This is a genomic window from Sphingopyxis sp. USTB-05, assembly GCF_023822045.1.
Classification (GTDB): domain Bacteria; phylum Pseudomonadota; class Alphaproteobacteria; order Sphingomonadales; family Sphingomonadaceae; genus Sphingopyxis.
This window is the reverse complement of record NZ_CP084712.1, coordinates 3,714,691-3,728,670: the sequence shown is the minus strand read 5'-3', so window position 1 is coordinate 3,728,670 and position 13,980 is coordinate 3,714,691. Positions and strand designations below refer to the sequence as shown.

The 13,980-nt window shown below is 65.3% G+C and carries 1 protein-coding gene; it reads left to right on the top strand.

Annotation, left to right across the window (positions count from 1 at the left end; all coding sequences use genetic code 11):
* The first annotated feature begins 8 nt into the window (after positions 1–8).
* Positions 9–13,976 (top strand): autotransporter-associated beta strand repeat-containing protein, encoded by a 13,968-nt coding sequence (locus KEC45_RS17265; protein WP_252171181.1) that lies wholly within the window; start codon positions 9–11, stop codon positions 13,974–13,976.
* Positions 13,977–13,980 lie beyond the last annotated feature (4 nt).

Genomic DNA, 13,980 nt, shown 5'->3' with positions numbered 1-13,980 from the left:
GATATTCCATGACCGAGAAGAAAATGCCCCGCCGCCGCGATCTGAACGCGAAGGCGCGTTCGCGGCGCCTTCTCTGCGGTGCCTCGCTCGCGGCGGTGCTGGCATGTGCGCCGGTGGCCGCGCATGCCGAGGACCGGTATTGGGACGCCAATGGCACCGCGGTCGGCTCGGGCGGAACGGGCACCTGGAACCTCGCAAACCTCAACTGGAGCCCCAATGGCGATGGGGTGAGCGGTCCATTTGTCGAGCCTTGGGTCAACGGCGACCTCGACAATGCGATCTTCGGCAGCACCGCAGGCACGGTAACCGTGGGCGCGCCGGTGACGGTCGGCAATATCACCTTCAGTTCGGCAGGCTACGTCCTGAACGGCGGCACGATCACGCTTGGTAGTGCCGGTTCGACGATCACCGCGACCACCGGTAACACCACGATCAACTCGGCGCTCGCGGGGGCGAACGGATTGATCAAGGCAGGCGGCGGCGGACTGGTCCTCGGCGGGGTGAACAGCTTCACGGGCAATATCAACATCAACGCAGGCAGCCTCTATGCGTTGACCGACAGTGCATTGGGAGCAGCGGGCAACAATATCTTCACCGCGGCGGCGTCGAATGTCCGGCTATCGATCGGCGGCGCGAACACCGCGCGGACCGTAACGATCGGCAACGGCGGCAATTTGATCCTCGAAGGAACGGGCGCGGGTGCCGCCCGGATACGCGGTGACGGATCGGTTCAGCTTGCCGCCAGCGGCATCACGATGAGCAACGATCTCAGCGACTATACCGGACGCACACTCTTTAACGGCTGCAACGGCACCTGCTCGACACGCTTTACCTCGATCGGCAATCTCGGCGAGGCGAGCTCGCTCGGAGCGCCGGTGACGGTCGCCAACGGTACGATCGTCTTCGCCCAGTCCAGTCAGTACAGCGACAGCATCATCTATCTCGGCGACGGTGACAGCTCGAACCGCAACTGGGACATCAACGGCGATGCCGGGCTCGTCCGCAATCAGGGAACGGGCACGCTCGAAATCACGGGCGACGTCGATATTTCGGTTGGCGGCGGTTTCTATGCCGAGACCGCGGACTTCCGCTTGCTCGGCACACTCAGCGGCGGCAATTATGCCTTCAACGCCTCGGCGGGGCGGCATGTCCAACTGGGCAATGCCAACACATTTACCGGCGTGGCGGCGCTCGCGGGCGAAATTCGCGTCGGCAAGCTCGCCGATATCGGCAACGAGAGCTCGCTTGGCGCGGGCACCACGATCAGCCTCGTCAACGGGACGCTCGCCTATGACGGGGCGGGCGATGCCAGCAATCGCGAATGGCTCGTCAACGGAGCCACCAATTCGATCCGCAATAACGGCAGCGGCGCACTCGACCTGTCGGGCGCTCTTGTCTTCAACGTGGCGAGCCCGAACCCCGATACGCTGACTCTGGGTGGCAGCTTCGCAGGTACCAACATCTTCTCGGGTGCCATGTCGGGCAATGGCAATATCGTCGCGGACAGCGCCGGTACGTGGGTATTGAGCGGTGCGAACAGCCAACGCGGTACTGTAACTGTGAACAATGGCACGCTGCGCGCTGGCTCTGTCGGTGCCTTTGGTGCGGCGACAGGGCTCATCGTCAACGGCGGCACACTCGACCTCGGAGGCTTCGATCTCGTCGCGCCGTCGCTTACCGGGAGTGGCGGGGCCGTCGCACTTGGCGCGCAGACACTGACCGTCGATGCCAAGACCACGCAGGTCTTTGGCGGCACCATCACCGGCACCGGCGGCCTCCGTAAAACGGGTGCGGGCTCGCTGACCCTGACCGGCGCGAACAGCTACACCGGTGCGACGACGGTTGGCGGCGGCAGGCTCGGGCTCGATTTTTCGGGCGCGGGCGGCCCTGTCAGCAATATCGTGTCGGCCTCGTCGGCGCTCGTCCTGACGGGCGGCACGCTCGAAGTGGTCGGCGCGGCGGGCGAGACCAATAACCAGAGCTTCAACGGCCTGACGGTCAGTGCCGGCAGCAACACGGTCCGTGCGGTGAGCGGCGTGGGCGGTATCGTCAACCTCAACCTCGGCGCGATCGTGCGCGCGGGCGGTCTGGTCAATTTCGTGCTGCCGACGGGCGGTGCAATCACGACGAGCAATGCCGATGGCGTGCTCGGCGGCTGGGCAACGATCAACGGATCGGATTATGCGAAAGTCGTCGGCGGCGGCATCCTCGCCTTCGACGCCAGCGACTACACGACCAAGGACGATGCGGGAACCTGGGCGAACGGCGATATCATCAGCGATACTGCGGGCGCCGTTAACACGCCTTTCTTTGGCACCGTGACCGGCAATGTCCAACTCGGCGGCCTGCGCTATACCGCCGCGTCCGGATCGATCGTGACGATCGGCGCCGGCAACCGGCTGGGCATCGACGGTACGATCATCGTCGCGCCGAGCACGGGGGCGACAAATCAGACGATCACGGGCGGTTCGCTGACCGGCAGCAACGGGGGCGGAACGCTGGGCGTTCAGCATAACGGCACGGGCGCGCTCACCATCGCCTCGACGATCGTCGACAATGGCGGCGCGACGAGCTTTGCCAAGAGCGGCGGCGGAACGGTCCGCCTGAACGCGGCGAACAGCTATACCGGCGGCACGACGCTGAGCGGCGGTCGTCTTGAAGTCGCGCAACTTGCCAATGGCGGTATCGCGAGCGGCATCGGCGCATCGAGCGCCGCCGCAGCGAACCTTGTCCTCGAAAGCGGCACGCTGGCTTATACGGGCGGCGTCGATGCGGTCACCGATCGCGGAATCACACTTGTCAACGGCGGCGCCGAGCGCGCAATCCAGGTCGAGGCCGGACGTACGGTCGAGTTTTCCGGCCTGGTCACCAGCCCCGACGATGCGGGGCTGACCAAGACTGGTTGGGGCACGTTGGTTCTATCGAACGCCGCCAATGATTATGTCGGCGTCACGACGATCACCCAGACGTCGGCCGGAAATAGCACGCTTTCGGTGAACACGCTTTCCGACGGTGGCGTGGCGAGCGGCATCGGCGCGGCGAGCAGCGATGCGGCCAATCTTGTGATCAGCAACGGCGCCCGGCTGCAATATACGGGCGGCACCGTCGCCATCGACCGCGGCTTTACGCTTGCGGCCGGACAGGGCGGCATCGATGTGGCGAATGCGGCGGCGACGCTGACGATCGGCGGGGTCGCCACCGGCGCCGGATCCTTCTTTAAAGATGGTGCGGGCACGCTCATCCTTAGCGGCACCAACAGCTATACCGGCGATACGACCGTGAATGCGGGCATCCTGCGCGCCGGGTCGGCGCGGGCGTTCGGTGCGGGTGGCCGCTTTATGACCGTGAATAGCGGGGCGACGCTGGATCTTGGCGGGTTCGACATCGGCGTCGCGGCGATCATCGGCGGCGGGCAGATCGACCTTGGCGGGCGCACGCTGACGACGGGCGGTGCGGGCGGCCTCTTTACCGGACGCATTACCGGAACCGGCGGTTATACGCGCACCGGCGGCTTCACCCAGATTTTGAATGGCTGCAACAACGACTATACCGGCGTCACGACGATCGGCGGCGCGCTTTCGATCGACTGCATCGCCAATGGCGGACAGGCCAGCGGTATCGGTGCCTCGTCGTCGGCTTCGTCGAACCTTGTTTTTGCGGGTGGTACGCTCGTCTATACGGGCGCCAGCGTCTCGACCGATCGCGGCTTCGCGATGACCGGAAACGGCAACCTCAACGTCTTTAACGCAGGAACGACGCTGGAATTTTCCGGAAATATTGCCGGCGCCGGACAACTGAACAAGGATGGAGCGGGGACACTGCTGCTGTCGGGGTCTAACAAGGCGGCCGGCAACTTCCGCGTCATAAATGGCACTTTGCAGGCCGCGTCGACTACGGCCTTGGGAAGCGGCTGGGTATCCCTCGACGACACGGCTGGGGTCCTGCTCGACCTCGACGGCTTCAACAATAATGTCCTCTACCTTATCGGCGGTGGCGCCACGGGCGGCAATATCGCTCTGGACGGGGCGACGCTGACGATCAACAATGGCGGCGGCGCCGGGGTCATTTACGGCGGGGCCATCTCGGGCAGCGGCGGCCTGATCAAGAATGGCGGCAGCTTCCAGCAACTGTCGGGCTGTGCGAGCAGCTATGGCGGGACGACCGTCATCAACGGCGGCATTCTCTCCGTTTCCTGTCTTGGCGATGGCGGCGCGAACAGCTCAATCGGTTCGTCCTCGGCGGCGGCGAGCAATCTCGTGCTTAGCGGCGGGACGCTGCAATATGTCGGCACGGGCGGCAGTACGAACCGCCAGTTTACGCTCGGCGCCTCGACGGCGAGCAAGCTCGACGCATCGGGCACCGGTGCGATCGCTTTCACCCATGCGGGTCCGCTGACCTTTGCCAGTGCGAACACGGCGCAAACGCTGACGCTTGGCGGTACGAACACCGGCAACAACATCTTCGGCGCGCAGATCACGAACAATGGCACGGGCCTGACTCGCCTGACCAAGACCGACGCGGGTACCTGGGTGCTGACCAATGCAAACAGCACCTATACCGGCGTCACGACGATCAGCGGCGGTGTTCTTGCGGTCGACAAACTTTCCGATGGCGGGCTTGCCAGCAGCATCGGTGCCTCGCAGGCGGCGGCGTCGAACCTGATCATCGGCAATGGCTCGACGCTCCGTTACACGGGTACGGGCGATACGACGAACCGCCTTTTCACCTTGTCGGCGGGTGTAACCTTCATCGAATCGTCGGGCACCGGCGCGATCGTCTTCACCGATACCGGGCTGGTGACGCTGGCGAGCAATAACCAGGCGCGCACGATCGCGCTTGGCGGCACCAATACAGGCAACAACACGCTCGCGGGCTCGATCGGCAACGCCGGGTTGGGCGTCACGACGCTCGCTAAAAACGACAGCGGGACCTGGGTGCTCACCGGCAACCACAGCTACACCGGTTCGACCAATATCAACGGCGGCACGCTGTTCGTCGGCGGCGGCGGGACGACGGGGTCGATCGCCAGTGCGCTCGTCAACAATTTCGGCACGCTTGGTTTCAACCGCAGCGACCTGTTGGCCTATGGCGGCCAGATCGTCGGCACCGGCGCGCTGCGACAGGCGGGGACGGGCACGACCGTCCTAACCGGTACCAATCTCTACACCGGCGGCACGACGATCGACGCGGGCACGCTCCAGCTCGGCAATGGCGGCACCACGGGCAGCATCGTCGGCGACGTCGTCGACAATGGCTTGCTCCTGTTCAACCGTTCCGATCTTGTCGATTTTGCGGGAACGATCTCGGGCAGCGGCGCCGTGCAACAGATTGGCAGCGGCACGACGGTGCTTTCGGGCATCAACAGCTATGCGGGCGGCACGTCGATCCTCGGCGGTACATTGCAGGTGTCGGCCGATGGCAATCTCGGCGCGGCGGCGGGCGGCCTTACCTTCTCGAACGGTACCTTGCGCACGACCGCATCCTTCGCGAGCGCGCGCAATGCGAGCCTGACCGGCACGGGCACGATCCTGACCGACGCGGGAACGATTTTCGCGCTGGGTGGCCTGATTTCTGGTGCGGGCAACCTGACCAAATCGGGCGCGGGCATCCTGACGCTGAGCGCAAACAACAGCTACGTTGGCGCGACCAATGTGAACGCCGGTACGCTCCGCATCAATGGCAATCAGTCCGCGGCAACGGGCCTTGTGACCGTCGCGTCGGGCGCGACGCTGGCGGGCAGCGGGACGATCGGCGGCAGCGTCAATGTGCTGAACGGCGGCATCCTCGCGCCGGGCAACAGCCCCGGTACGCTGAACATCAACGGCGATCTGACGCTGGCGGGTGGCTCGGTCCTGAACTTCGAGTTCGGCGAAGCGAATGTCGTCGGCGGCGCGCTCAACGATCTGGTCAACGTCGGCGGCAATCTGACGCTCGACGGTACGATCAACGTCACCGGGTCGGGCGGCGGCTATTTTGGCGGCGGCATCTATCGCGTGTTCAACTATGCCGGCACGCTCGTCGACAACGGCTTGGTGCTGGGGTCGATGCCTGCGGGCAGTAATGTCACAGTGCAGACTTCGATCGCGGGTCAGGTCAACCTGATCAACAGCGAAGGCCTGGCGCTCAGCTTCTGGGATGGCGGCGTCGGACCCAAGTTCAATAATGTCGTGAACGGCGGCAACGGCAACTGGCACCTGGGCGGCGCCGACAACAATTGGACAGGCGCTGACGGCGCGATCAACGCGGCCTATACCGACGGCACCTTCGCAATTTTTGCGGGCGCACCGGGCATGGTTACGGTGGACAACAGCGGCGGTGCGGTCACCACGGCGGGAATGCAGTTCGCGACGGACGGCTATGTCGTGAACGGCGCACCGCTGACGCTGGTCGGGCCCGAATCGATCATTCGTGTCGGCGATGGTACCGCCGCTGGCGCGGGCTTCACCACGACAATCGGCGCCAATCTCACGGGTGCCTCGCAACTGGTGAAGACCGACGGCGGCACGCTCGTGCTGACGGGGACGAACAGCTATACCGGCGGCACACGGATCGAGGGCGGCGTGATTTCGGTCGCCGACGACAGCTTCCTTGGTGCTCCCTCCGGCACGATCACGCTCGACGGCGGGACGCTGCGGATGACCGGTCCGAACTCGGCCAATTCGCACACCTATATTCTCGGCGCGAACGGTGGCGCGATCGATATTGCCAACGCCGCGACCGCCAACGGCATTCTCAATGCGATGAGCGGGAATGGCGGGTTGACCAAGCTCGGTGCCGGCTCGCTCGCGCTTGCCGCCGACAACAGCTATACCGGTGGCACCACGATCGAGGCAGGTACGCTGCAGATCGGCAGCAACAGCGGTACGACGGGGTCGATCGTCGGCGACGTGGTAAACAACGGCCGGTTCGTCATTTTCCGTTCGAACGCTTACACCTATGGCGGATCGATCACCGGAACCGGCAGTGTTTCCGTGACGGGCACCGGCGTGACCACGCTGACGGGCGACAGCAATTACGGGGGTGGGACGACCATCAACGGAATCGGCGGCGAGCTTCGCATTGTTGGCGGGGCCAACGTCATTTCCGGCGGCGGCACGATCATGGGCCGCTCAACGCTGAGCATCGACGGCGCGAACTCGCTCTTCAGCACGAACTCCATCGGTGGGAATAATGTTCCCTTCGCGGGTTCGGCCATCGTGAATGTGACGGACGGCGGTACGCTCCGGATCCGGGCAGGCGACCTGGATCTGCGCACTCTCTCCGCGACGACCCGGATCAACATTGCCGGCGCGAACTCGCTGGCCGATGTGTCGGGCGGCATTCGGGGCAGCACGAGCTTCAACGCGCCCTTCGACCTCACGGTCGGCGCGGGCGGGACGCTGCGCACGGCCGGGGCGAGCCAGATAGGCACCGCGACCAGTAACACCAACCCCATCGCCGTCGTGATCACTGGCGCGGGCTCCAACTGGACGAGCGTCGGTTCGCTGCTGATGACGGCAGGCAATTTCACGGTCGATCAGAACGGTGCAGCGACCTTCGCATCTGCGACGTTCGGCACGGCGCCACAGGCGGCCCGCCTGACGGTATCGGGCGCGGGCTCCAGCTTCGCCACGACGGGCGATCTCGTTATCGGTAGCGGTACCGGCACCGCGGTTCTGACGGTCGCTGACGGTGGCCAGGCGATCGCAGGGTCCGGCCTCCAGCTCGCCGCGCAGGCGGGTTCCACCGGTACGGTCAACATTGGCGGCGTCGATGGCGGCGCGGCCGCCGCAGCCGGTATGATCAACGGCAACATCATATTCGGACTCGGCAACGGCGAACTGAACTTCAACCACACCGAGACCGACTATCTGTTCGCCAACAGCATGACGGGCCTTGGCACGATCAACCATGTGGCGGGGACCACCCGCCTGACCGGCGACAGCTCGGCCCTGATCAGCACGACGTCGGTCGCTGGCGGCACGCTGCTCGTCGACGGCATTCTTGGGGCGGGAGTGAGCCTCGTCAGCGTAGCGACCGGCGGCACGCTGGGCGGCACGGGGACGATCGGCGGCAATGTCGATATCTTTGATGGCAATCTCAATCCCGGCGATGTCGGTGGGGTTCCGGGCCGGCTGACGATCGCGGGCAACCTTTACCTCGCGCCGGCGGCGACGCTCAACGTCGACTTCGGCCAGGCGAATGTCGTTGGCGGTACTTTCAACGACCTGATCGATGTAGGCGGCAACCTGGTTCTCGACGGAACGCTCAATGTCCAGGAAACCCCTGGGGGCAATTTCGAGCCGGGCGTTTATCGCATCATCAACTATGGCGGATCGCTGACCGACAACGGATTGACGGTCAATGCGGGCTATTTCGTGCAGACCTCGGTCGCGAACCAGATCAACCTGGTCAACACCACAGGCCTCACCATGCGCTTCTGGGACGGCGTCAACGGCGGCAAGAATGACGGCGTCATCACCGGCGGCGACGGCTTGTGGCAGGCAAGCGCCGGCAACGACAATTGGACCGAGTTCGACGGATCGGCCAACGCGCCGTTCACCGATGCGGCCTTCGCCGTCTTTTCGGGCGTCGGCGGGACGGTAACCGTCGACGCTTCGCTCGGTGCTGTCACGGCTTCGGGGATGCAGTTCGCCAGCGACGGCTATCTCGTCGCGGGCGACGATGTTGCGCTCGTCGATGCGGCGGCGATCATTCGCGTCGGGGACGGCACGATCGGGGGTGCGGGCTATACGGCGACGATCGCGTCGAACCTGACCGGCATCGGCGACGTCATCAAGACTGACCGCGGCACGCTGATGCTGACCGGCGCAAACAGTTTCGCCGGCGAAACCAACGTCCGCGGCGGCGAACTGCGGCTCGCGGACGGCGGCACGCTGACCAATGCTGACGGCATGATTGGCCGCGAAAGCGGCGAGCAGGGCATTGTCACCGTCATCGGCACCGATGGAAGCGGTAACGCTTCGACCTGGACCAATACGGGGATTCTCCGTGTCGGCCGCCTCGGCACCGGCACGCTCAACATCCTCGACGGCGGCCTCGTGACCGTCGCGGACATCGCTTATATCGGCGACGATGTGGGCAGCCAGGGGACAGTGAATGTTTCGGGGCAGGACGCCAATGGCAATGCGTCGACGTGGACGGGGACGAGCGACATCGTCATCGGCGAGTTCGGCGGCGGAACGCTGAACATCACCGCGGGCGGTCAGGTCGGCACCCAGTCGGGCTGGATCGGTTCGAACGTCGGCGGTCAGGGGATCGTCAACGTCTCGGGCGTCGGCGCGAATGGTGTGGCTTCGACCTGGACGAATGCCGGCGATGTGCGGGTCGGCTATGACGGCAATGGTACGCTGAACATCACCGATGGCGGCAAGGTCGTCAGCGTCGGTGGTCAAATCGGCGCCAACAGCGACGGTGTCGGCCAGGTACTGGTCAGCGGTGACGGCTCGTTGTGGGAAAACAGCGGACGGATCAACGTCGGCGGTTCCGGTACTGGCACCCTGCGTATCGAAAATGGCGCGTCGGTCTCCAGCAACGACGGCGTTGTCGGTGCTTCGGGACATGGCGATGCGATCATATCCGGTGCGGGTTCGACGTGGATCAACACCCAGCAACTGAATATCGGCAGCTTCGGTACCGGCACTTTGCGCATCGAAAACGGCGCAAGCGTTTCGAGTAACCAGGGCTATATCGGCGCCAACGCCAACGGCAGCGCCGTCGTGACGGGCGCAGGGTCGAACTGGCTGGTGACGGATTTCACTCTGACGATCGGCAATCAGGCGGACGGTTCGCTCCTCATCGAAAACGGCGGCCGCGTGCGGTCCGAAGGCGGAGTCTATCTCGGCGCCGCAGCGGGCGTCGATGGAACGCTGACCCTGCAGGGGCCGGCGAATAATCGTGCGGTCGTGGAAACCGCCGGATTTATCGGCGGCCTCGGCGACGCGAACGTCACGCTCGACGGCGGGGTGCTGCGCGCGATCGCGGACAATGATTATTTTTTCACCGATCTTGATACGCACGACATCACGTTCGGCGCGAACGGCGGTATCATCGATACCGATGGTCATGACATCGGCATCTCGCCGCGCTTCGTCGGTGCAGGCGGGCTGACCAAGGAAGGCCTCGGCACGCTGACGCTGACCGGTGCGAACAGCTATGCGGGGGCAACCTTCGTCAACGCGGGAACCTTGCTGGTCAACGGCGACCAGTCGGCTGCAACCGGAGCAATGACGGTCCTGTCGGGCGCGACGCTCGGCGGCATTGGGACCATCGGCAGCAATGTTTCGATGCTCGACGGCGCGATCCTTGCGCCGGGCGAAAGCCCCGGCACGCTGACGATCAACGGCAATCTGTCGCTCGCCGGCGGCTCGATCCTGAACTACGAATTCGGGCAGGCCGATGTCCCAGGCGGCGCGCTCAATGATCTGGTCAATGTCGGCGGCGACCTGACGCTCGACGGGACGATCAATGTGACGGTCCCGACCGGGGGCAGCTTTGGCCCCGGCGTGTATCGCGTGTTCAACTATGGCGGCACGCTGATCGATAACGGATTGACGCTGGGGACTATCCCGGGCGGCACCGGCGGTATTTCGGTCCAGACCGGAGTCGCGGGTCAGGTGAACCTCGTCAATTCGTTGGGACTGGCGCTCAGCTTCTGGGACGGCGCGGCCGGCCCCAAGCATGACGGCGCCCTCAACGGCGGCGATGGCGTGTGGCGCGTTGCGGGCGCCCTCAACAACTGGACCGACGCCAATGGCTCGATCAACGCCGATTATGCGCAGGACAGTTTTGCGGTCTTCGCCGCGGCTCCCGGCACCGTCACGATCGACAACAGCGGCGGCAATGTCCTCGCGTCGGGCATGCAGTTCGCCAGCGACGGCTATGTCATTACGGGTGACGCGCTGACGCTAACGGGGGCGCAGGCGATCGTTCAGGTCGGCGATGGCAGCGCCGCAGGCGCGGGCTATACTGCGACCATCGATGCGGAGATCGCCGGCACGGCGCAACTGCTGAAGACCGATGCGGGCACGCTCGTCCTGACCGGCGCCAATAGCTATAGCGGAGGCACACTGATCAACGGCGGCACGGTCCGGATCGGCAGCGATGCCAATCTGGGCGATGCGGCCGGGGGCCTGTCGATCGGCGGCGGCGCTCTCCACACCACCACCGATATTGTCTCGGGCCGTACCGTCACGCTGATCGGCGCCGGCGTGTTCCGCAGTGATGCGGGCACCACGCTGATGCTGACCGGGCCGGTCGGCGGCGCGGGCGGTCTGGTCAAAGCGGGCGCGGGCACGCTTGCGCTTGGCGGCACCGGGTCTTTCACGGGTGCGACGACCGTCGAAGCGGGCAGCTTGTTCGTCAACGGCGACTATTCGGCGGCGACGGGCGCAACCAGTGTCGCCGCGGCCGCGACGCTGGGTGGCACGGGGACGATTGGCGGCAATGTCGACTTTGCCAGTGGAGCCAGGCTGGCGCCAGGCGCGGGCGGCGCGGGTACGCTGACAATCAACGGCAATCTGTCGCTGGCGGCAGGGACGCAGCTCGATTTCGAATTCGGGCAGGCGGGTGTCGCAGGCGGCGCGCTCAACGACCTTGTGAACGTAGGAGGCAACCTTGTCCTCGACGGCGTGCTCAACGTCAGTGTCCCGACGGGTGGCGCGTTCGACGTCGGCATCTATCGCATGTTCAACTATGGCGGCACGCTGACGAACAACGGCGTGACGTTCGGCACCATGCCGACGGGCGCCAACGCTGCCATCCAGACCTCGGTTGCAGGGCAGGTCAATCTGGTCAATTCCGGTGGCCTCACGCTGAACTTCTGGGATGGCGCGGCCGGCCCGAAGGTCGATGGTGTGATCAACGGCGGCAACGGCGTGTGGCAGAGCAGCGCGGGCAACAACAACTGGACCGACGCGACGGGCAATCTCAGTGCGCCCTACGCCAATGGCGCCTTTGCGATCTTCGGCGGCACGGCGGGTACGGTCACGGTCGATAACGCACCGGGCGCCGTAACGGCCACGCGGATGCAGTTCGCGACGAACGGCTATGTCATCACCGGCGACGCCATCACCCTCGACGGGGTGCAGGCGGCGATCCGCGTCGGCGACGGCAGCACGGGGGGCGCGGGCTTTACCGCGACGGTCAATTCGGCGCTCACCGGCACGGCACAGTTGGTCAAGACCGACGCGGGGACGCTCGTCCTCGGCGGCACGAATAGCTACACCGGCGGCACCCAGATCGTCGGCGGCGCGCTCCGCATTTCGAACGACGCCAACCTTGGTGCGGCGAGCGGCGACGTGACGCTCGATGGCGGCACGCTCGAAACGACCGCAAACCTCGCCAGCGCGCGCGGCTTCGTCGTCTCCGGCGGCGGCACGATTTCGGCCGCGGTCGATACGGTCTTTACCTACAACGGGCTCTTCTCGGGTGTGGGCGGGCTGACCAAGAATGGCGCGGGCACCTTGCTCATTACCGCCGATAACAGCGGTTTCGGCGGCAGTACGACGGTCGCCGGCGGCACGCTGGCGGTGCAGGGAAGTCTTGGCGGTGCAGTCACCGTCGGCGCGGCAGCCCGTCTCGAAGGCACCGGCCGCGTCGGCAGCCTCGCGAACGCGGGCGTCGTCGCACCGGGCAGCGGCATCGGCTCGCTGACGGTCGCGGGCGACTATGCCGGCAATGGCGGCGTGCTGGAGATCGAAGCTGCACTCGGCGGCGACGCCTCGGCGGCCGACCGCTTGATCGTGAACGGCGCCACGTCGGGCAATACGCGAGTCACGGTGATCAACCGCGGCGGATTGGGCGATCAGACGGTGGAGGGGATCAAGATCGTCGACGTCGCGGGCGCGTCGAACGGTATCTTCACGCTTGAGGGCGACTATCTTTTCGACGGTGAGCAGGCCGTGGTTCTCGGCGCCTATGGCTATCGTCTCTACAAGAATGGTGTTTCGACGCCGCAGGACGGCGACTGGTATCTCCGTTCCGCGCTTCTTGCCGGCGAAAATCCGCAAGGTCCGCTCTATCAGCCGGGCGTGCCCGTGTACGAAGCCTATGTCGGCGCGTTGCAGTCGCTGAACCGGTTACCGACCCTGCAACAGCGTGTCGGCAACCGCTCGTGGGCGGCGTCGCCGATTGCCGGTGCGGGACTGTGGGGCCGGTTCGAATCGGAACGCCAGCGTCCGGAGGCACTTGTTTCGACAAGCGGCGCCGACCGCAATGTCGATCAGTGGCAGGCGCAACTCGGGCTCGACGCGGTCCTGGCAGAGCGGGGCGACGGCGCCACGCTCGTCGGCGGACTGACCGCGCATTATGGCACGGCGGACAGCAATATCGCGTCGGTCTTCGGCAATGGCACGATCGACACGCAGGGCTATGGCGTCGGCGCGACGATGACCTGGTACGGGCCGCAGGGCTTTTATGTCGACGGACAGGTCAAGCTTAGCTGGTTCGACAGCGATCTTGAATCGAACATCCTCGGATCGCTCGCGCGCGGCAACAAGGGCGACGGACAGGCGTTCAGCCTTGAACTCGGCAAGCAGACCCCGATCGGCCGCAACCTCAGCATCACGCCGCAGGTCCAGATGAGCTATGCCAAGGTCGATTTCGATCGCTTCGCCAACCCTTCGGCGGCCGCGGTTTCGGTGGCGAAAGGCGAAAGCCTGAAGACGCGCTGGGGGTTGGCGATCGATCATCAGACGAGCTGGAAGGGCCGCGCGGGCGATACGCGCCGCACGCGCCTCTACACCGTGATGAATCTCGGATACGAATGGCTCGATGGCGCGGTTGCCGACGTATCGGGGACGCCGATCGCCAATCGCGACCACCGCCTGACGGGCGAACTGGGGCTTGGCGGCAGCTATAGCTGGGGCGACGACCGCTTCACCCTCTACACCGAAGTGTCGGGCGATACGGCGATCGCCGACTTTGGTGCGGGCTATAATCTAAAGGGCACTGCGGGGTTCCGGGTGCGGTTCTGATACG

Bases quoted from the DNA above. Each gene is read 5' to 3' on its own strand.
- KEC45_RS17265 (WP_252171181.1), top strand. From the start codon at position 9: ATGACCGAGAAGAAAATGCCCCGCCGCCGCGATCTGAACGCGAAGGCG.